The organism is Bifidobacterium samirii (assembly GCF_003952945.1).
Lineage (GTDB): Bacteria > Actinomycetota > Actinomycetes > Actinomycetales > Bifidobacteriaceae > Bifidobacterium > Bifidobacterium samirii.
In genome coordinates this window covers 96,245-117,265 of record NZ_QXGK01000007.1, presented here as the reverse complement: position 1 = coordinate 117,265, position 21,021 = coordinate 96,245, and the positions used below count along the sequence as shown (strand labels likewise).

Genomic DNA, 21,021 nt, shown 5'->3' with positions numbered 1-21,021 from the left:
GGCCACGTTGCCGCGCTGACGCGGCAGCAGATGCGCGATCCTCATGAACTGGTCCAGCGTGATGTCATACCTCGGCGTACACATATACCGATTATCACACAACACCAACTAGCGTAAACACACCCTAATATATATGGTCAGCTCATGTTGTCGGGAGAAACTCTTTGTCGAATGCGATTCCTTCTCCTGATTGAAAGTCTAGAAGGTTATCATGATTATCTCTACAAAGATGATCTTGAACAAAAAAATAACAATTTTAAAAAAGATAGAGATGCGGCGATTTCTTTTTTGAATAATCTTCCGGTCGATCGCTCTGATGATAGCAACAGGCACATAAGATTTATAAAGAAAAATTTGTTTATGGGTTTTCGTATGTCGCTTTCTCTGAAATTGAAGAAGCTGTTTCAAGCTGTTCCCAGCGAGGCGATCGGCCGAATGCTTAATTTTGAGATAATAGAAAAGAGTAAGGCGAATAATGATGGTAAGGATTCTGTATTCCTTGTCTGCAATGCTTTGGGGAATATTAGAAACTCTTTAAGTCATGGCGATGATAAAGCATATATAAACGACTTTCCTTTGTTGGTTAATGCGTTAGAAGGTGTAGTGCAATATTTCATGCTTCTTGAAATTGGCTTTAATGAAGATGACGTTGAAAAGGTCTTAGTCTTTTCTGGTTTTCCGCATAGAAGATGTTTTCAGCAGTGAGAACTGCTTTGTGTGCGGCTTGGAAATAATAATAATTTTAATATTAGGTGTAATATGTGTTAAAAGACAGCAAATAGTTGGCTTCTTGACATTTATGATTGGGTGGTCAAAAAGAACTTCTTTGACCACCCAATCGTGTATTCTCATGCAAGTATTACTGGGTTTTGGGTTGTCTTTGCAGTGACTGTAATCTCTTAGTCCCGATAATTCGTATCGTTCAGACCTTGCGCAGCACGGTGACGACCTTGCCCATGATCTGCGCGTGCGTGCCGTCGATGGGGGAGTAGGCCGGATTGTGCGGGATGAGCCAGACGTGGCCGTTGTCGTTGCGGAACGTCTTGACGGTAGCCTCGTCGTCGAGCAGGGCGGCCACGATGTCGCCGTTGACGGCGGTGCGCTGCTCGCGCACGACCACGAAGTCGCCGTCGCAGATCGCCGCGTCGACCATCGAATCGCCGTGCACCTCGAGCATGAACAGGCTGCCGCCGCCGGTGAGCCGTTCGGGGAGCCGCATCACGTCGTCGACGTGCTGTTCGGCCGTGATGGGCGTGCCGGCGGCGATGCGCCCGACGAGCGGCACGTCGTGCGACTGGCGGATCGACAGGCTTTCGACGTCGGAGAACGGCGCGACCTCGACCGTGCGTGCGGCCTCGCGTGCGGCGGCGGGGGCGACCGGGTCGGTCAGTTCGATGGCCCGCCCCTTGTTGGCGCTCATGCGGATGTACCCCTTCTCGCACAGCGTCTGCAACTGGTGCTTGACCGACGAGGGGCTCTTGAGCCCCGCCGCCTCGCCGATCTCGCGGAACGAGGGGGCGAAGCCGCATTCGGCCACATGCGTGCGGATCGCGTCGAGCACCAGACGCTGACGTTGGGTGAGCGGCTCCTCGCCCGGTCGCGCCGATGCTGCGGGGGTGGTGGTCTGGTTCACGGCGGTCTCCCTTCTGACGTCTTCAGCATAACGTGGGAGCGGTGTGAAATCAAACATCTGTTCGATGGCGAAGGCGTCGACGTCCGTCGGCGGGGCGCGGGTTCGAACGCGCGTTCGAGCGCCGTGGCGGCCCGATCGCCCCGCAGGCGTTCTGCCGCATGGCGTGTCGTGGCGTGTCCGGCGTCGGTCGCGCTATTGTTGGGGGAATGCACTGTCCTTTCTGCCAACAACCCGACACCAAGGTCGTCGATACGCGCATCAGCGACGACGGATATTCGATCCGCCGCCGCCGCGAATGCCTGCAATGCCATAAGCGTTTCACCACACTGGAGAGCACGATGCTGCTGGTGACGAAACGGTCGGGCAACAGCGAGCCGTTCGACCGCGGCAAGGTGATCTCCGGCGTGCGCAAGGCATGCCAGGGCCGCCCGATCGACGAGAGCGCGCTCAAGGCGCTGGGACAGCGCGTCGAGGAGGACCTGCGCGCCCGCGGACTGGCCGAGGTGCGTTCGGAGGACGTCGGCAAGGCGATCCTCGCCCCGCTCAAGGAGCTCGACCAGGTCGCCTACCTGCGCTTCGCGAGCGTCTACCAGAACTTCGACGGGCTCGAGGACTTCCAGCGCGCCATCGACGAGCTGCGCGAGGACCCGGAGCACTGACCGTCGCACGCATCTACAGGTACGAGAGAGCCCCGTCGGACCGAACGGTCCGACGGGGCTCGTCATATCCGGAAAGACCGGGAAGACCTCGGGGGAGTGGCGGCGTCGTCCGCGCGCCCGCCCCCGTTCCTCCTACTGTCGGCTGATCACGCGCATGCCGATCGTGCCCTCGATGCCTTCGAGCAGGGCGAGCGCCTCGGCGCTCGGGTTCTGCGCGACGTCGGTGACCACGTAGCCGAGTTCGCCCTGCGTGCCGAGCGCCTGGGCGGCGATGTTGATGTTCTCCTCGCCCAGCACGCGGTTGACGTGCGCGAGCACGCCGGGCAGGTTCGCGTGCAGGTGGGCGATGCGGGCCGTGCCGGGCAGGTCGGAGAGGGTGATCTGCGGCAGATTGACCGACAGCATCGTGGAGCCCTTGAACCAGTAGTCCTCGAGACGCTGCGCGACGAAGTGGCCGATGGCCTCCTGCGCCTCGAGCGTGGAGCCGCCGATGTGCGGGGTGAGGATCATGTTGTCCTCGTCGGCCAGGGCGGTCTCGAACGGGTCGCCGCTCTTCTTGGGCTCGACCGGGAACACGTCGACCGCGGCGCCCGAGACGTGGCCGGAGTCGAGGTGGCGCTTGAGCGCGTCGAGGTCGGCGACGAAGCCGCGCGACAGGTTGATGAAGATCGCGCCGGGCTTCATGTGCGCGAACTGCTCCTCGCCGAAGAAGCCGGTGTTCTCCTTGCGGCCGTCCACGTGGATCGACACCGCGTCGGCCTGTTCGAGCAGCTCGTCGAGCGTCTCGCAGCGGTGGGCGTTGCCCATGGCGAGCTTCTCCTCGATGTCGTAGAACACGACGCGCATGCCCAGCGCCTCCGCCAGGACGGACAGCTGGGAGCCGATGTTGCCGTAGCCGATGATGCCGAGCGTCTTGCCGCGCACCTCGTGTGAGCCGGCGGCCGACTTGTCCCACATGCCGTGCTTCATGTGGTGGGTGTGCGCCGGGATGCGTCGCAGCAGGCAGATGATGTCGCAGATCACCAGCTCGACCACGGAGCGCGTGTTCGAATAGGGCGCGTTGAACACGGCGACGCCGTTCTTGCCGGCGTACTCCAGATCGACCTGGTTGGTGCCGATGCAGAAGCAGCCGACGGCGGTCAGCTGTGGGCATGCGTCGATGACGGCGCGGCTGACCGTGGTCTTGGACCGGATGCCGAGCAGGTCGACGCCCTGCAGGGCGTCGATGAGCTCGTCCTCGCCGAGCGCGCCCTTGAGCGTTTCGACTTCGAAGCCGTGCGCGCGCAGGGACTGCGCGGCGAACGGATGGATGTTCTCCAGTAACAGTGCTTTAGGCATGGTCTCCACCTTAGATGCTCAGGGCGGTTTCGTCCGTCTTCGTCCGAACGATGAACAGCCGCTGGGTGGGGCGGGTCATCGCCACGTACAGGTCGGCGGCGGCGACCAGACGCGACGCGGCCTCCTGTTCGATCCGTCCCGGCTGCACGACGAGCACCGCGTCGTATTCGAGTCCCTTGACCTGCTGGGCGCCGCACACGCTGACCTGCTCGTCCCACGCGTCCTGTTCGGCCAGGCGGCGCGCCTCCGCTTCGGGGAGCGCCGCGGCCAGCTGGCGGGCGACGCGCCCGCGCAACGCCTCGACCATCGAATCGGGGGCGATGACGGCGACGCGGCCGGTGCCGTCGGCGGAGACGAACTCGTGCGCGAGCTCGGCGGTGGTGGCGGCGACTTCGTCGGCCAGCGCCGACTCGTCGTCGAGCGTGACGCGGCGCACCGAACCGGGGATGGCGCGCACCGCGTTGACGGTCGAGATGTACAGGCCCTCGGAGCGGGCGAACGCGGAGGCGAGGTCGGAGACCTCCTGCGGGTTGCGGTAGTCGATGGTCAGCTCGTTGAGCGTCCAGTGGCCGCGGCCGAAGAGCCGGTCCATCGTGCGCGGCCAGGAGCGCGTGCCGCCCAGCGCCGAGGTCTGCGCCACGTCGCCCACGATCGTGAACGAGCGCGACGGGCAGCGGCGGATCAGCATGCGCCAGTCCATCGCGGTCAGCTCCTGCGCCTCGTCGACGACGATGTGGCCGTACGTCCACTCGCGGTCGGCGGCCGCGCGCTGGGCGGTCAGTTCGGCGTCGGAGCCGTTGAGGTTGTCGAGCAGCATCTGCGCGGTGACGATGCCCGAGCCGATGCCCGCCTGGGCGAGCGTGTCGCGGGCGAAGCGCTCCTCCTCGGCACGCACCGCGTCCATGGCCCCGGCGCGTGCCGTGACCTTCGGGTCGGGACCGAGCAGTTCGAGCGCCTCGTCGAGCAGCGGGATGTCGGAGCGGGTGAGCGGCGAGCCCTTGGGGCGGGCGAGCGCGGCCACGTCCTCGTCGGTCAGCCACGGGGCGAGCGCGCGCAGACGCTGCGGCTTGGCCCACAGCTGGTCGATGAGCCACGGGCCGGTCATCGGCAGCCAGGCGAGGTTGAGGGCGCGGCGCACCTTGTCGTTCATGCGCAGCGTCTCGGTGACGCGCGACATCTCCGCCTCGTCGGGCGTGTAGTCGAGCTGTTCGGCGTAGCGGGCGCGCATCATCGACAGCATGCTGCGCACGAACGTCTCGCGCGCCTTGTTGTGCGGCTGGCGGGTGCGGCGCGCGTCGAGCTGCGCCTGGCGCACGTCGGCCTCGCGCATCGCCACGGGGAAGCCGTTGACGTGCACGGTCGGCAGGTCGGCGGGCACGCGCACGCGCATCGCGACCGCCGCGGCGACGACCTGCGCCATGCGCGCGTCGCCCTTGAGCCGGGCCGCGTGCGGCGTGTCCTCGGCCGTGGCCGGCATGCCCGGGATCAGCTCGCCGACGGTGCGGCTGACGACGCCGGTCTCGCCCAGCGACGGCAGCACCTGGTCGATGTAGCGCAGGAACGTCGACGACGGGCCGACGACGAGCACTCCGGAACGCTCCAGCTGGCGTCGGTGCGTGTACAGCAGGTAGGCGGCGCGGTGCAGCGCGACCGCGGTCTTGCCGGTGCCCGGACCGCCCTGCACGACCACGGCGCCCGGCAGGGGCGCGCGGATGATGCGGTCCTGCTCGGCCTGGATCGTGGCGACGATGTCGGTCATCTTGCCCGTCCTGCGCGAGGAGAGCGACGCCAGCAGCGCGCCCTCGCCGGTGAGCGTGCCCGACGACGCGGCATGGCCCACCTGCTCGGCGTCCACGTCGAGCACCTCGTCCTCGATGCCCACGACCTCGCGGAAGCGCAGCGTCAGATGGCGGCGCATGACGATGTCGCCGTGATGCGACGGCGTCGCCTCGTAGAACGGACGCGCCGCCTCGGCGCGCCAGTCGGTCAGGATCGGCTCGTGCGCCTCGTCCGACAGGCCGATGCGGCCGATGTAGCGGCGCGACGAATCCGCCGCGTCCAGACGGCCGAACACGAGACGGTCCTCGACGGCGCGCATCTGCGCCAGCCGGTCCTCGTACATCGTGGCGAACGAATCACGCTCGGTGCGCTGCGTGGGCGACCCGTGCGCACCCCGGGCGCGCACCGCGTCCAGACGGTCGCGGACCTGGGCGCGCAGGTCGTCGAGGCGACCGTACGCACGGTCCACCTGACGCTGTTCGGCGCGGATCTGTGAGGCGTATTCCGACATGTCTTCCCACTCCTAATGTCTGCTGCTGTTGCTTCCCGTCAAAAAACTCAGGCACTCCAATCTACCCGGAGCACCCTACGAACGGCCCCGTCGCGGGGGATCGGCGGCCGGGCGGCGCCACGACGCGCGAAAAGGGGAGGAAATGTCGAAAAACGGGCGACGGTGGGGAATGGTGGGGTAGAGTGGTGACACAGTTGAGCGTGATGCATGCCCGATGCGACGGAAGGAGGCGGTCATGTGCGAGTCGGAGACCCCGTGCTCCGGTTCGTCGGACGACCTGCCGCCGTTGCTGCTGGGCACCTACACTCCTAGGATCGACGCCAAGGGGCGACTCGCCCTGCCGGCCAGGATGCGTGCGCAGTTCGGCCCGGGGCTCGTGATGGCCCGCGGCCAGGAACGCTGCGTCTACCTGCTGCCCCGTCAGGAGTTCCGCCGGATCGCCATGCGCATCCAGCGCGTCTCCATGAGCGACAAGAAGGCCCGCGACTATCTGCGCGTGTTCCTGTCGGGGGCGGTCGACCAGGAACCCGACCGACAGGGGCGCATCCTCGTGCCGCAGATGCTGCGCGACTATGCGGATCTGGGGACGGAAGTGGCGGTGATCGGCGTGGGCACGCGCGCGGAGATCTGGAACAGGACGGCATGGGAGGGGTATCTCGCCTCGCAGGAGCAGGGATACGCCGACATAGCCGATGACATATTGCCGGCGGTGGGATTCTGATGACCGATGTGACGACCATTCACCAACCCGTACTGCTCGACGAATGCGTGGGGCTCGTCGCCCCGGCGCTCGCCGGGCCGGGCTCCATCGTCGTGGACTGCACGCTGGGACTGGCGGGCCACGCGACGAACTTCCTCAAGGCCGCGCCGAACGCGCGCCTCATCGGCATCGACCGCGACGCCGAAGCGCTGGCGCTCGCGACCGGCCGCATGCGCGACGAAGGCCTCGCCGACCGCTTCACCCCCGTGCACGCCGCCTTCGACGAATTCGGCGCGGTCCTCGACGACCTGGGCGTCGAACGCGTGCACGCCGTGTTCATGGACCTGGGCCTGTCGAGCCTGCAGATCGACGAGACCGAACGCGGCTTCTCCTACTCGCACGACGCCCCGCTCGACATGCGCATGGACGTCTCCCAGCCGCTGACCGCCGAACGCATCCTCGCCGAATACCCGGCCGAGGAGCTCGTGCGCATCTTCCGCGACTGGGGCGAGGAGCGCTTCGCCCGCCAGATCGCCCGCCGCATCGTCGCCGTGCGCGACCAGGAGCCGCTCGTCACCTCCGCCCAGCTCAACCGGCTGGTCGACGAGGTCGTCCCGCAGGCGCACCGCCCCGCGGGCAACCCCGCCAAGCGCGTCTTCCAGGCGCTGCGCATCGAGGTCAACGGCGAACTCGACAAGCTGTCGGGCACCCTGCCGCAGATCGCCCGCAAGCTCGCCGTGGGCGGCCGCCTCGTCGTAGAGTCGTACCATTCGCTCGAGGACAAGACCGTCAAGGACTTCATGAACAAGGGACTCAAGGCGGACGTGCCGGCCGGCATGCCCGTCATCCCGCCGGACGCCCAGCCGTTCTTCCGCGAGGTCACCCGCGGCGCCCTCAAGGCCGACGAGGCCGAGATCGCCGCCAACCCGCGCTCCGCGTCCGTGCGCCTGCGCGCCGTCGAACTCGTCCGCGACATCCCCGAACGCCGCCTGCGCGACCTCGAGGACACCGGCCGGGGATCGCACCGCGGCACGCGCCGCGCCGCCGCGCCGCGCAGGAACGTCAGGAACGGCAGAACGGGAAGGGGACGCTGATGGCCGCACAGGCACGCACCGTACGATCGGGGTCTGCAGCCGAGGAGCGACGCAGGCCGAAGGCCGCGCCCGCGGCGCCGTCGCGCCCGCAGCTGCACGTCGTGACGTCGGCCGCCAAAGGCGCCGGCGCCGCCATCGACGGACTGTCGCGGCTGGCGGCATGGACCCGGGCGCGCAACACGTCGATGATCCACATCGTTGTGGCGCTCGCGTTCCTCGTGGCCACGCTACTCGGCTCGCTGGTGCTGCGCACCCAGATGATCGAGAACTCGTTCGAGGCCAGCTCGATCGAGACGCACATCGCACGGCTCAACCAGGACATCGAGGAGGACCAGACCAGGCTCGACGCGTTGGAGACGTCGCTGCCGCAGAAGGCCGAGGAGATGGGCATGACGATGCAGCAGGGCTCGCTGTCCATCGACCTGAGCGGCTATGCGGCCGCCCACGCCGACTCGGGGGAGGGCGCCCGTTGAGAGGCAGGTCCCGCCGGTTCGCCATACTGCGCAGCTACGCGGCGCGCGTCGTCGCGGTCGGATGCGCGCTGGCGCTCGTCGCCTCGATCTGCCTCGTGCGGATGGTCTCGCTGCAGCTGATGGGCGGGGCCACCGCCGACGCGGCCGTGCAGGGGCGCACCCTGAAGGTCACCACGACCGCCAAGCGCGGCCGGATCCTCGACTCGAGCGGCATCGTGCTCGCCCAGAGCGTCGAACGCTACAACATCATCGCCAACCCGATGTACGCCGCCGAATTCGAGCCGGTCGAATGCACCGAGAAGACCGAGTCGTACTGCCACCAGATCGACGGCAAGCCGGTGGGCGCCACCGGCGCGGCCGCGGTCGCCCGGCTGCTGGCCACCGTGCTCGACATGAGCGCCGCCCGGATCGGCGCCAAGATCGTCGACCCCAACAGCCAGTACGCGGTGATCGCGAAGGACGTCACGCCCGAGGTCAAGCGCAGGATCGACGAACTGAACCTCGGCGGCATCGTCTACGGCGAGCTGACCAACGAGCGCGTCTACTCGGGCGGCACACTGCTCGGCCCGATCCTGGGCGCGGTCGATGCCGACGGCGCCGGCGTGGCCGGCCTCGAACAGACACTCGACGACACGCTCACCGGCACGGACGGCTACATGGTCTACCAGCAGGGCAACGGCGGCGAGCAGATCCCCGGCACGCTCACCGACCAGAAGGACGCGGTCGACGGCTCCGATGTGACGCTCACCATCGACGAGAGCGTCGACTGGTACGTGAAGAAGGCGCTGACCGACGGCAAGGAGAAGTACAAGGCGACGTGGGGCATCGGCGTGGTCTACGACCTGCAGACCGGCGGCCTGCTCGCGATCGAGGACACCGACCAGTACGAGGCCGGCTCCGACGACGTCAAGCTCAATGCCTCCCGGGCCGTCTCCGAGGTGTTCGAGCCCGGCTCGATCGGCAAGGTGTTCACGATGGCCGGCATGGTCCAGGAGGGCCTGCACTCGCTGTCCGACAAGTTCACCGTGCCCTCCACGATCGAACAGGACGGCCAGACGTACAAGGACGCCTCGACGCACGGCGCCGAGCACTGGACGCTCGCCGGCATCCTCAAGAACTCGTCGAACGTGGGCATGATCATGGCCGCCGAGAACTTCAGCGACGAGAAGCGCTACGAGTACCTGACCAAGTTCGGCGTCGGCCAGGCCACCGGACTGGACCTGTCCGGCGAATCGGCCGGCATCCTCACCTCGTCGTCCGACTGGGACCTGCGCACGCGCAACACCGTCCTGTTCGGCCAGTCGTACGCGATGAACGCGCTGCAGATCACGCGCGCGATCGCCACGATCGCCAACAAGGGCGTGCTGCCGCAGATGCGCATCATCGCGTCGACCACCGACGCGGACGGCCATACGACCGAGAACAAGGTCTCCGGCGGCACGCGCGTCATCGACGAGTCGGTCGCCGCGCAGATGCTCAACGCGATGGAATCCGTCGCCGAAGGCTACTATTCGATCGCCAAGGTCGACGGCTATCGCGTGGCCGCCAAGTCCGGCACCGCCGAGGTCGCGGGATCCAACGGCAGCCTGACGTCGATCATCAGCGACTGGTCGGCGATCCTGCCGGCCGACAACCCGCGCTTCGTCGTCACCGTCGCGTTCAAGGACGCCGAGGGACTGGGCGGTCTGACCGCCGGCCCGGTGGCCTGCCAGATCGGTGAATTCCTTATGCAGAAATACAACGTGTCCCCGTCCCCGGAGCGCACCGATGCTATCCCGGTGGATTGGTAATGTTCCAGGTTGCATACGAGAGAAAGGCATCCGATGGGTTCGGTGAGTGAGGCGATCGCGCGGCGTACGACGCTGGGGTATCTGGCCGAGCGCTACGGGTGCGAGGTGGTGCCCCCGTTCGCGGGCGACGTGACCATCACGTCGCTGGCCGACGACGTGCGGTCGGTGACGCCCGGCGCGCTGTTCGTACCGTCGGGCGAACCCGATGCGGCCGCGCTGACCCGGGCCCGGCAGGCCGGCGCCTATGCCGCGGCCGTGCCCGTCTCGGCGCGCGATCAGGGCGAGGCGGCCGAGCTGCCGCTGCTGGTGGGCGACTTCGCGGACGGCCGGCTGGGCATGATGGCCAGCGACGTCGCCGGCTCGCCCGCCGCGTCGCTGGCGGTGTTCGCGATGACCGGCGACGCCCAGTCCGTCGAACCGAACTCGCGCCGGCTGGCCCGCCTGCTGCACATGCTCGGCAATCCGGTCGCGCTCATCGGCTCGTTCGGGTCGACCAGCCTGGAACGCGACATGGAGCTCGACTATCCGATGGGACCGTTCGACGTGCAGCGCGTGCTGGCGCTGTGCCAGGAGGACGGCGTGGCCGCCGCGATCATCGCCCTGGACGACGCGACGCTCGCGCCTCAGGCGCTGGCCGGCATCACGGTCGACGTGCTGGGCACGGACGGCATGGACAGCGACCCGCGCAAGACCACGTCGGCCGAAGCGGCCGCGGAGCGCTACGGGTTCGCGATGGACGACCAGACGCATCTGGTGGGGCGGACGGGGGAGTCCGACCAGATCGCGATGCAGTTCCCGGCGCCCGGCGAGCAGTCGATGGCCGAAGTCAAGCGTTCGTCGCTGGCCGTGGCGATGGTCATGGCCGCCGGCGTGAGGAAGAACAACATCAGGAACGCGCTGCGCGTCAGCCACGACCTGGGCCGCTGAAACGGCGGAATACGGGAAAACCGAGGAGAACGGATGAGCACTCAGGACATGATGATGCCGATGTCGCTGAACGAGATCGCACAGGCGGTGGCGGGCCGGCTGAGCACGCCGCAGGGCGCCGCGGCCGACACGGACGCGCCGGTCGCCCGCAACGCGACGAGCGACTCGCGCACGGCGGGTGAGGGTACGGTGTTCGTCGCGATCGCCGGCGAGCGCGTCGACGGCCACGACTTCGTGGCGGACGTCGCCGCCAAGGGCGCGGTCGCGGCGATCGTCGACCACGAGGTCGACGCGCCTCTCGCGCAGATCGTCGTCGACGACACCGTCGCGGCGCTCGGCGCGCTCGCCCGCCACAACATCGAACGCCGACGCGCGCTGGCGGACCGTCCGTTCACCGTCGTGGGCATCACCGGTTCGGTCGGCAAGACCACCACCAAGGACCTGCTGCGCGGGCTGCTGGGCGGCATGGGGGAGACGGTCGCACCGGTCGGATCGTTCAACAACGAGATCGGCCTGCCGCTGACCGCGCTGCGCGTCGGCGCCGACACGCGCTTCCTCGTGGCCGAGATGGGCGCCAACCATGTGGGCGAGATCGCCCGGCTGACCTCGCTGGTGCCGCCGGACATCGCCGTCGTGCTCAAGGTGGGCGTGGCCCATCTGGGCGAGTTCGGCTCCGTCGAGCGCATCGCGCAGGCCAAGCGCGAGATCGTCGAAGGCCTGCTGCCCGGCGGCACGTGCATCCTCAATGCCGACGACGACCATGTGGCCGCGATGCGCGCCGCGGCGGGCGGCCCGGTGACGTGGTTCGGCATGGACGCCGGCCATGCGCGCGCCGGCGAGCTGACCGCGCGCGACGTGACGCTGGACGCCACCGGCCATCCCTCGTTCGTCATGGCCCGCATCGGCGAGGACGGCACCGAGACATGGCGCCGCGACGTCACGCTGGGCATCCGCGGCGCGCACAACGTGATGAACGCGCTGGCCGCCTGCGCCGCCGCCGTCGCCTGCGGCATGGACGCCGACGCCGCGGCCGACGCGCTCGGACTCCAGACGCGCATCAGCGCGCACCGCATGGAGGTGGGCGCGGTCGAGCGCGACGGCGTGCGCTTCACGCTCATCGACGACTCGTTCAACGCGAACCCGGATTCGATGCGCGCCGGCATCACGGCATTGGCCGGATGGCGCCGCGGCGAGGAGACGGAGCCGTACCGCATCGGCGTGCTGGGCGCGATGCTCGAACTGGGCGGCGACGACCATCGCCTGCACCGCGAGCTGGGCGGATTCGCCGTGGACAGCGGCCTCGACGCGGTGGTGACGGTCGGTTCGACGGACGACCCGGTCCTCGACGCGCTGGCCGGCGACCTCGCCGACGGCGCCGCGCGCGCCGTGGCCGCCGCCGGAACGGACGCGCCGGTGCGCCACGCGCACGACGCCGCCGAGGCGGACGCGATCGTCACGGAGCTGACCCGGGCGCACGGCGACGCGGTGGTGCTGCTCAAGGGATCGCACGCCTCCGGACTGAGCGCGCTGGCCACCCGCTGGCAGCCGGTCCCGGAGCGCTGAGCGCCGACGGACGCACGGACCCAACCCATGCCCGAACCCAACGAACCAATGGAGAGATAACGGTGATTTCCCTCATCATAGGCATCCTCGTGTCGCTGATCGTCACGATGGTCGGCACCCCGCTGCTCATCCGCCTCGTGCACAAGCTGCACTACGGCCAGTACATCCGCCAGGACGGCCCGCAGTCGCATCAGGTCAAGCGCGGCACGCCCACGCTCGGCGGCGTCGTCATCAACCTGGCGATCGTGCTGGGCTGGGCCGCGTCGGCGCTCTACCGTTGGGCCGCGCGCGGCGAGACGCCCTCCTGGTCGGCGGTGCTCGTGCTGTTCGCGATGCTCTCGATGGGCGTGCTCGGCTTCATCGACGACTTCGCCAAGGTGCGCAAGAAGCAGAACGAGGGCCTGACCGTGGCCGGCAAGTTCATCGGCCAGTTCATCCTCGCCACGATCTACGCGGTGCTCGCGCTCGTCGTGCCCACCAAGTCCGGCTTCCCGAGCGCCCAGGCGGGCATCAGCTTCATCGAGCAGCCGTTCATCAGCTTCGAATTCGCCGGCAAGGCCGTCGCGATCGTGCTGTTCGTCGTGTGGGTGAACTTCCTGATGACCGCCTGGACCAACGCGGTCAACCTCACCGACGGCCTCGACGGTCTGGCCGCCGGCTCGTCGATGATCTCGTTCGCCGGCTACGCGCTCATCGCATTCTGGGAGGCCTACCACATCAAGGGCGGCGGCCACGCGGGCCACGCGTACGCGGTGTCCGACCCGATGGACCTGACGATCATCGCCGTATGCGCCGCCGTGGCCTGCTTCGCGTTCCTCTGGTACAACTCGAACCCGGCCACGATCTTCATGGGCGACACCGGCTCGCTGGCGCTCGGCGGCCTGTTCGCCGCGCTCTCGATCGCCACGCACACCGAGTTCCTCGCCGTGATCATGGGCGGCCTGTACGTGATGGAGGTGATGAGCGACATCATCCAGGTCGGCTACTTCAAGGCGACGCGCAAGCGCGTGTTCAAGATGGCGCCGATCCACCACCACTTCGAGCTGTGCGGCTGGAGCGAGACCAAGGTCGTCGTGCGCTTCTGGATGGTCGAACTGCTGTTCGTGCTGTGCGGCCTGATGATCTTCTACACCGATTGGGCGGGACGCTCCGGCCTGCTGGGCTGACGCCGACCGTAGGATGAGCGCGTGCGGATGTCCGCACACGGGATGTACGGATGTACAAGGGGGATTCGATGGAACCGATGGATATCAACGGCAAGACGGTGCTCGTCGCCGGACTGGGCGTCTCCGGACGCGGCATGGCCGACGTGCTGCGCGCATGCGGCGCGCATCCGGTGACCGTCGACGAACGCAATCCGGACGCCGACCTGCACGACTTCGGCGCGATCGACTGGGATTGCATCGACCTGGTGGCCACGTCGCCGGTGTTCGCGCCGACCACGCCGTTCCTCGTCGAGGCCGCGCGCCGCGGCATCGAGACGATCGGCGAGGTCGAGCTCGCCTGGCGGCTGCGCGTCGGCCGGGACCACGCCGACGGCCCCGCGCCGTGGATCGGCATCACCGGCACCAACGGCAAGACGTCCACCACCGAGATGACGGCCGCGATGATGGCCGCCTGCGGACTGGACGCGCCGGCCGTGGGCAACATCGGCCGCTCGCTGTCGCTGGCCGCCCGCGACCCGCACGCCGACGCGCTGTGCGTCGAGCTCAGCTCGTTCCAGCTGCACTTCACCTCGTCGCTCGCGCTCGCCTGCGCGGCCATCACCAACATCGCCGACGACCATCTCGACTGGCACGGCGGCATCGACAACTACGCCGCCGACAAGGCCAAGGTGTTCCACGGCGTCACCCGCGCCCTCGTCTACAACGCCGACGACGCGCGCGTCAGCGCCCTCGCCGCCGCGGCCGAGACCGCGCCCGGATGCCGTCGCATCGGCTTCACGCTCGGCGTGCCGGCCGACGGCCAGATCGGCGTCGAGGACGGGTGGATCGTCGACCGCTCCGGCGTGGCCGGCGCGCCCGCCGGCACCGCCGAACGCATCGCCGAAGTCGCCGGATTCACGCATCTGAGCGAGCCGGACGGCACCGTCTACCCGCATCTGCTCGCCGACGCGCTCACCGCGCTCGCCCTCGTGCTCGGCTACGGCGTCGACCGGGAGCGGGCCTTGGAGGCGCTGCGCGCCTTCCACCCGGGCGGCCACCGCATCCAGACCGTCGCCACGGCCACGCTGGCCGACGGCGACGTGCGCTTCGTCGACGATTCGAAGGCCACCAACGCGCACGCCGCGAAGGCGTCGCTGTCCAGCTACGCCGGCAAGTCGGTCGTCTGGATCGCCGGCGGCCTCGCCAAGGGAGGCCGCTTCGAACAGCTGGTCGCCGACCAGGCGCACGTCATCAAGGCGGCGGTCGTCATCGGCGTCGACCAGCGTCCGATGCTCGACGCGTTCGCCGCGTCCGCGCCCGACATCCCGCTCACCGTCATCGACCCGGCCGACCGGGACACGGTGATGGACCGCGCCGTCGAGGCGGCCGCCGGCTACGCGCACGGCGGCGACGTCGTGCTGATGGCGCCCGCCTGCGCGTCGATGGACCAGTTCCGCTCGTACGCCGAACGCGGCGACCGGTTCGCGGCCGCCGCCGCCCGCTGGACGGAGGCCCATGGCGAGCGGTAGGCGCGTCTCCGGCTCCGGAGCGGAACGCGGCGCGAAGGACCGGCTGAAGACGAAGGACATGAAGCGGACCCGTTCGACGCGGTCGGCCGGCTCGGCCCGTGCGGCGAAGTCCGGCAAGCCGTTCCCGGCGCATGATGCCGCATCCGACGCCGGAAAGGACGCCTTCGCGCCGCGGCGGCGAACTATGGACACCGCCCGTGACGGCGCCGCCGAGGCCGTCGGCGGCTGGCGCGCCCTGCTCAACCCGCTGTGGTGCTACCACGGGTTCATCGTCGCGGTGTTCGTGCTCGCCTGCTTCGGCGTCATCATGGTCTTCTCCAGTTCGTCGGTGTCCCAGGTCTCCGGCGGCAAGTCGCCGTGGACCAAGGCGTTCAGCCAGGGTGCATACTGTCTGCTCGGCTTCGTCGTGGCGTTCGTCGTCTCCCGCGTCAGATCGGAGATCTACCGGAAGCTGGGCATCTATGCGATGCTGGCGGCCCTCGGCATCCAGGCGCTTACGTTCACCCCGTTGGGCACGGGCAGCGAGGAGACCGGCAACGCCGGATGGATCCGTCTCGCCGGGGTTTCGCTGCAGCCGGCCGAGATCACCAAGCTCGCGCTGTGCATCTGGCTGCCGTCGGCGCTGATGCTCGCCAAGAGGCGCGCCCGGACGCAGGGCGACAAGGCGTACGTCATGCCGGCCGGCGTCTACGCTCTGGCGCTGCTCCTGGTCATGGGCGGCAAGGATCTGGGCACGGCGATGATCATCGTGTTCATCGGCCTGACCGCGTTCGTGATCGGCGACTTCCCGACCAAGCCGCTGCTCGCGGCCGGCGGCGCGCTGATCGCGATGATCGGCGTGGCCGTCGTCGTCAGCCCCAACCGTCTCAACCGCGTGCTCGCCGCCTACCGCCCGTGCACCGACATGGAGGGCGTGTGCTACCAGTCCGCGCACGCCAAGTACGCGCTCGCCTCCGGCGGCCTGCTGGGCGTCGGATTGGGCAATTCGCGCGAGAAATGGGAGTATCTGCCCGAAGCGCACAACGACTTCATCTTCGCGGTCATCGGCGAGGAGCTCGGCTTCGTGGGCACGCTCACGGTCCTGCTGCTGTTCGCCGTGATCGCCTGGAGCCTGCTGTGCGTGGCGCTGCGCATCCGCGACCGCTACACGTCGATGGTGCTCGTGTGCATCACCGTGTGGATCGTCGGCCAGGCGCTGGTGAACATCGGCGTCGTCGTCGGCGTCTTCCCGGTGCTCGGCGTGCCGATGCCCTATGTGTCCGCCGGCGGCTCGTCGATGGTCATGTGTCTGGCCGCGGCCGGCACCGCGGTGGCGCTCATGCGCGCCCAGCCGCAGATCCGGGCCGAATCGCGGCGGGTGTAGCCGCCGGACGCGCCGGGTGGCGCTAGACTGGAGCCGATGACTATGAGTACGTTCAGCCCGAATATCGTTCTGGCCGGCGGCGGCACCGCAGGCCATGTCAACCCCCTGCTCGCGGTCGCGTCGGCGATCCGCCGCATCGAACCGTCCGCGTCGGTGAGCGTGATCGGCACCGCCGTCGGCCTGGAGCGCGACCTCGTGCCCGCCGCCGGCCTGGAGCTCGACGCGATCGAGAAGGTCCCCTTCCCGCGCCGCCCCAACCTCGATGCGCTGCGCTTCCCCGCCAAGTGGCGCCGTGAGACCGCCCGCGTGCGCTCGATCCTCGAGACCCGCAAGGCCGACGTGGTCGTCGGCTTCGGCGGCTACGCGTCCGCGCCCGTCTACGCCGCCGCGCATGCGATGGGCATCCCGGTGGTCATCCACGAGCAGAACGCGCGCGCCGGCATGGCCAACAAGCTCGGCGCACGCTGGGCCGCGTACATCGGCACCGCATACGACGGCACCGGACTCAGGACCCGCTCCGGCACGCCGGTCGAACGCGTCGGCCTGCCGCTGCGCCCCGCCATCGCCGACCTGTGCGCGAGCTTCGCCGCCGACCGCGTCGCCGCGCGCGACGAGGCCGCCGCACAGCTGGGCGTCGACCCGAACCGTCCGCTCGTGCTCGTCACCGGCGGATCTCTGGGCGCGCTGAGCCTCAACCGCGCCGTCTCCGGCGCCGCCGCCGACCTGCTGAAGCATGCGCAGGTCATCCATCTGACCGGCCGCGGCAAGATCGACGAGGTGCGCGCCGCCGTCGCCGCATCGGCGGGGGAGGGCGCCCTGTCCGGCCTGTTCGACGAATCTCGCCCCGGCGCCGACTACCATGTCGCCGAATACCTGGAGCGCATCGACCTGGCGTTCTCGTGCGCCGCGCTCGTCATCTGCCGTTCCGGCGCCGGCTCCGTGTCCGAGCTCGCCGCGCTGGGCCTGCCCGCCGTGTACGTGCCGCTGCCGATCGGCAACGGCGAACAGCGGTTCAACGCCCAGCCCGTCGTCGAGGCCGGCGGCGGCCTCATGGTCGCCGACAAGGACTTCGACGCCGACTGGGTGCGCGCCAACGTGCCCGGTCTGCTCGCCGACCCGATCCGCCTGCGCCAGTTCGGCGAGAAGGCCTGGGGCTACGGCATCCGCGACGCCGCCGACACGATGGCCCTGCGCGTGCTCGACATCGCCCGCACCTCCCGCGGCTGACCGTCCGGCCCGGCCTTCGCCCCCGGCCGGCCGGGCCGATTCCACACTTCCATCACTTCCGTCCAACTGCCACGCCAAGGAGCGATATGGTGAACGACAACCAGCATGATGACATCGTCCTCGACCCCACGAGGGACGCGTTCGGCGGCACCGGCGACCTGAGCGTCCTGGGCCCCACCCACTTCATCGGCATCGGCGGCGCCGGCATGAGCGTGCTCGCCGAGATGCTGCACGAGCAGGGGGTGGCCGTCGACGGCTCCGACCGCGAACGCGGCGCCAAGACCGACCGGCTCGAATCGCTGGGCGTGCGCGTCGAGATCGGCCAGCGCGCCGAGAACGTGCAGGGCGCGTCCACCGTCGTGTTCTCCAGCGCCATCAAACCCGACAACCCGGAGATCGTCGCCGCGGCGCAGGACGGCGCGCGCATCGTGCACCGCAGCGACATCCTCGCGCTGCTCATGGCGTCCAAGCGCGCCGTGACCGTCGCCGGCGCGCACGGCAAGACCACCACCAGCTCGATGCTCGCCCACATCCTCCTGCACGCCGGCACCGGCGCGCTCGCCGACCCGAGCTATGCGATCGGCGGCTCCATCCAAGGCCCCGACGGCCGCAGCCTCGACGGCGGCCACGCCGGCGCCGGCGACGTGCTCGTCGCCGAAGCCGACGAATCCGACGGCAGCTTCGGCAAGTACCGTCCGCACATCGCGATCGTCACCAACGCCGAACCCGACCATCTCGACCACTACGGCGACGCCGCCCACTACCATGCGGCGTTCGTCGACCACCTGTCGCACGCGCGCCACGCGATCGTCATGTGCGTGGACGACGAGGGCGCCCTCGACGTGCTCCACGCGCTCGACCCGGCCGTCGCCGCGCGCGTCGTCGCCTACTCGACGCGCCCCGAAGCCGAGGTCGGCGACCTGGCCGGCGCCACGTACGTCGGCATCGAATCCGAAGACGAACGCGCCGGCGACGGCCGCGAACGCTTCGTCGTGGCGATGCCGTCCGCGCTCGCCGCCGGCACGCCCGGCGCGACGGGCGCGGACGGCGGCGACGTCGTGCGCGTGCCGGTCGAACTCGTCGTCCCCGGCATCCACAACGCGCGCAACGCGACCGCCGCGATCGTGGCCGCCGCGCTGCTGGGCATGGCCCCGCACGACGCGGCCCGCGCCGCCGGCACGTTCCTGGGCGCCGCCCGCCGCTTCCAGCTGCGCGGCGAGGTCGACGGCGTGAGCGTCGTCGACGACTACGCGCACCATCCCACCGAGATCGCCGCGCTGCTCGACGCGGCCCGCCGACGCTACCCGCAGTCGGTCATCCGCGTGCTGTTCCAGCCGCACCTGTTCTCCCGCACCGCGTTCTTCGCCGACGAGTTCGCCCGCGCCCTCGCCAAGGCCGACGACGTGATCGTCTCCGGCATCTACCCGGCGCGCGAACGCCAGGAGGACTTCCCCGGCGTGGGTGCCGGCACGATCGTGGCCGCGGCCGAAGGACTGTCCCACGACCCGCAGCCGTGGATCGAAGCCGTCGAGGACATGCATGACGCGGCGCTGGCATTGGCGGCGCGCGCCGCATCCGGCGACGTGCTCCTGACCGTCGGCGCCGGCGACGTGACCGCCATGGGCGACGTGATCGTACGCGCGCTGCAGATGCGCGGCGGCGACGCCCTCCCGGCCGCGGACGGTCGCTGATGGGACGACGCATCGTAGGCTCCGGCTCCGGTTCCGACGGCACGTCCGATTCGGGCCGTCGCATCGCGGCTCCGCGTGCCGCGCGTGCAACACGTAGTACGGACTCCGCCGCGGACCCGACGGCCGCCTCCGGCAGGTCGGGCCGCGTCGCACGCTCGGCCGCATCGTCCGCGTCCGCCTCGGCGAAGGCCGCGGGCCGGGTGCCGGTCAAGGGCGCCAAGACGATGCGCACGGCCGGCGGTACGGCGTCCCCGTCGTCGAAGACGCTCCCGAAGACCGGGGCGGCGACGCCGGCGTCCACGCACGGCCGGACCGTACGCCGCGGCGCCGGTCCGGTCCGGACAGCGGGAAACGGTGCGGAATCGTCCACGGCGGCGTCGGCGCACTCCTCCCTCAAGGCGGGGCGGGCGGCCAAGTCCGGCAAGCCGGGCAGGACCGCCTCCTCCGAGGGCGCGCCCCGCAGGACCCGGTCCGACGGGCGTTCCAAGGAGCTCGCACCGACGGCGAAGCGCACCCTCGCCCGCGCGTCCGCCCATGATGGCGATGCGGACGCTTCGGCCCGCCCGCGCGCCGCGCGCGCCGTCGAAGGCCACGCCGGCGAACCGCACGGCGGGCCGGCCACCGGCTTCGTCGACGCGCGCCGCATGCCCAGTGACGACGTCGTGGCCCGGACATTGGGGGAGACCGCCGGCACGCTGGGCGTCTTGTCCCGTCCCAAGGTCGTCGACTTCACCGCGCGCCGCAAGGAGCGCCGCATGGCCGACCTGCGCGCGACCGCCGTGCGCGTCGTCGCGGCGGTCCTGGCGGCCGCAGCCGTGGCGGGACTGGTCTGGCTGCTGTTCTTCTCGACCGTGTTCCGGCTGGAGAAGTCGGCCATCGAGATCAGCGGCGACAACGCATGGGTGAGCCGCGACGACATCATGGCCATCGCGGGGAAGCAGGCGGGCCGCTCCCTGTTCCTCGTATCGACGAACGACGTGGCCGACGCATTGGGCGACATCCCCGGCGTGACCGAGGCGAGCGTCGACAAGCGGTTCCCGAAGTCGCTGACGGTGAACGTCGAGGCGCAGCAGCCTGCCGCGATGCTCAAGGACTCCGGCGACGAGCTCGTCGCGGTCGACGACCGCGGCCGCGAGCTCAACAAGGTCGGCTCCGCCTCCACCGACGGCATCCCGGTCATCGAGGTCAAGTCGGTCGACAAGGCGCTCGACAGCAAGTCCGTCAAGGAGGCGATCGGCGTGCTCTCGTCGCTGAGCGACTCGATGCGCGCGTCGATCACCAAGGTCACGGCCGACACGCGCGACTCGGTCACCACCGAGCTCGACGGCGGCGCGCACACGGTGGTATGGGGCGACTCGTCGCAGATCGAACTCAAGAAGGCGATCGTCGAGACGATTCTGGGCGATCCGAACGTGATCGGAGACAAGACGCAGATCGACGTGTCGGCGCCGTCTCGGCCGATCATCAAATGACTGCGCGGGGCGGCGGCCCGCAGCCGGCGGCCGTCCGCGTTCGCCGTGCGCGAACCGGCCGCGCCGCCTTGCCAAGACGCGAGGCCGGTTGTATATTGATAAGTCCGTGCTCGTCACGGGGCTTGAG

At 69.1% G+C, this 21,021-nt stretch carries 17 protein-coding genes; 14 read left to right on the top strand and 3 right to left on the bottom strand.

Annotation, left to right across the window (positions count from 1 at the left end):
* Positions 1 to 171: 171 nt before the first annotated feature.
* On the top strand, positions 172 to 705 hold the full coding sequence (locus tag D2E24_RS05005) for a HEPN domain-containing protein (protein WP_125968215.1): 534 nt from the start codon (positions 172 to 174) through the stop codon (positions 703 to 705).
* Between the two features lie 217 nt (positions 706 to 922).
* Here the strand turns inward: D2E24_RS05005 and lexA are convergent, their stop codons facing one another.
* A complete protein-coding gene (lexA, locus tag D2E24_RS05000; RefSeq protein WP_420897476.1) occupies positions 923 to 1,633 on the bottom strand; it encodes a transcriptional repressor LexA in 711 nt (236 codons plus the stop codon).
* A gap of 206 nt (positions 1,634 to 1,839) precedes the next feature.
* Between lexA and nrdR the strand changes: the two genes are divergently transcribed.
* A complete protein-coding gene (gene nrdR, locus D2E24_RS04995) occupies positions 1,840 to 2,292 on the top strand; it encodes a transcriptional regulator NrdR (protein WP_125968213.1) in 453 nt (150 codons plus the stop codon).
* A 132-nt stretch (positions 2,293 to 2,424) separates the two neighbouring features.
* Here nrdR and serA read toward each other — a convergent pair whose 3' ends face one another.
* Both serA and D2E24_RS04985 read right to left on the bottom strand, forming a co-directional pair.
* Positions 2,425 to 3,630 (bottom strand): phosphoglycerate dehydrogenase, encoded by a 1,206-nt coding sequence (serA, locus tag D2E24_RS04990; RefSeq protein ID WP_125968212.1) that lies wholly within the window; start codon positions 3,628 to 3,630, stop codon positions 2,425 to 2,427.
* Between the two features lie 10 nt (positions 3,631 to 3,640).
* Positions 3,641 to 5,920 (bottom strand): HelD family protein, encoded by a 2,280-nt coding sequence (locus D2E24_RS04985; protein WP_125968211.1) that lies wholly within the window; start codon positions 5,918 to 5,920, stop codon positions 3,641 to 3,643.
* A 235-nt stretch (positions 5,921 to 6,155) separates the two neighbouring features.
* Between D2E24_RS04985 and mraZ the strand changes: the two genes are divergently transcribed.
* The 12 genes from mraZ to D2E24_RS04925 all read left to right on the top strand — a co-directional run bounded on the left by mraZ (position 6,156) and on the right by D2E24_RS04925 (position 20,894).
* Complete coding sequence (gene mraZ, locus D2E24_RS04980; RefSeq protein WP_241222864.1) at positions 6,156 to 6,641, top strand: division/cell wall cluster transcriptional repressor MraZ; 486 nt, start codon at positions 6,156 to 6,158, stop codon at positions 6,639 to 6,641.
* Complete coding sequence (gene rsmH, locus D2E24_RS04975) at positions 6,641 to 7,714, top strand: 16S rRNA (cytosine(1402)-N(4))-methyltransferase RsmH (protein WP_125968209.1); 1,074 nt, start codon at positions 6,641 to 6,643, stop codon at positions 7,712 to 7,714. Before mraZ ends, rsmH begins: the two co-directional genes overlap by 1 nt.
* Positions 7,714 to 8,187 carry a cell division protein FtsL gene (gene ftsL / locus D2E24_RS04970; RefSeq protein WP_125968208.1) on the top strand — a complete coding sequence of 158 codons (474 nt, stop codon included), beginning with the start codon at positions 7,714 to 7,716 and terminating at the stop codon, positions 8,185 to 8,187. The genes rsmH and ftsL overlap by 1 nt, the downstream gene beginning before the upstream one ends.
* Positions 8,184 to 9,977 (top strand): peptidoglycan D,D-transpeptidase FtsI family protein, encoded by a 1,794-nt coding sequence (locus D2E24_RS04965; protein ID WP_420897475.1) that lies wholly within the window; start codon positions 8,184 to 8,186, stop codon positions 9,975 to 9,977. Before ftsL ends, D2E24_RS04965 begins: the two co-directional genes overlap by 4 nt.
* 33 nt (positions 9,978 to 10,010) lie before the next feature.
* Entirely contained in the window at positions 10,011 to 10,904 is an 894-nt protein-coding gene (locus D2E24_RS04960; RefSeq protein WP_125968207.1) for a hypothetical protein, read from the top strand.
* A gap of 51 nt (positions 10,905 to 10,955) precedes the next feature.
* A complete protein-coding gene (locus D2E24_RS04955) occupies positions 10,956 to 12,467 on the top strand; it encodes a UDP-N-acetylmuramoyl-tripeptide--D-alanyl-D-alanine ligase (RefSeq protein ID WP_125968230.1) in 1,512 nt (503 codons plus the stop codon).
* Between the two features lie 62 nt (positions 12,468 to 12,529).
* Positions 12,530 to 13,633, top strand: coding sequence for a phospho-N-acetylmuramoyl-pentapeptide-transferase (gene mraY, locus D2E24_RS04950; protein WP_125968206.1), 1,104 nt, complete (start codon positions 12,530 to 12,532; stop codon positions 13,631 to 13,633).
* Between the two features lie 77 nt (positions 13,634 to 13,710).
* Positions 13,711 to 15,141: a UDP-N-acetylmuramoyl-L-alanine--D-glutamate ligase gene (murD, locus tag D2E24_RS04945; protein ID WP_125968229.1), complete on the top strand. Its 1,431-nt coding sequence runs from the start codon at positions 13,711 to 13,713 to the stop codon at positions 15,139 to 15,141.
* Positions 15,142 to 15,199: 58 nt separating this feature from the next.
* Entirely contained in the window at positions 15,200 to 16,504 is a 1,305-nt protein-coding gene (ftsW, locus tag D2E24_RS04940) for a putative lipid II flippase FtsW (protein ID WP_125968228.1), read from the top strand.
* A gap of 42 nt (positions 16,505 to 16,546) precedes the next feature.
* The gene (locus tag D2E24_RS04935) at positions 16,547 to 17,731 is read left to right on the top strand and encodes a UDP-N-acetylglucosamine--N-acetylmuramyl-(pentapeptide) pyrophosphoryl-undecaprenol N-acetylglucosamine transferase (RefSeq protein WP_125968227.1); all 1,185 of its coding nucleotides are present in this window, start codon (positions 16,547 to 16,549) and stop codon (positions 17,729 to 17,731) included.
* An 86-nt stretch (positions 17,732 to 17,817) separates the two neighbouring features.
* Positions 17,818 to 19,422, top strand: coding sequence for a UDP-N-acetylmuramate--L-alanine ligase (gene murC / locus D2E24_RS04930; RefSeq protein ID WP_125968205.1), 1,605 nt, complete (start codon positions 17,818 to 17,820; stop codon positions 19,420 to 19,422).
* Entirely contained in the window at positions 19,422 to 20,894 is a 1,473-nt protein-coding gene (locus D2E24_RS04925; RefSeq protein WP_241222862.1) for a cell division protein FtsQ/DivIB, read from the top strand. The genes murC and D2E24_RS04925 overlap by 1 nt, the downstream gene beginning before the upstream one ends.
* Positions 20,895 to 21,021: the final 127 nt, after the last annotated feature.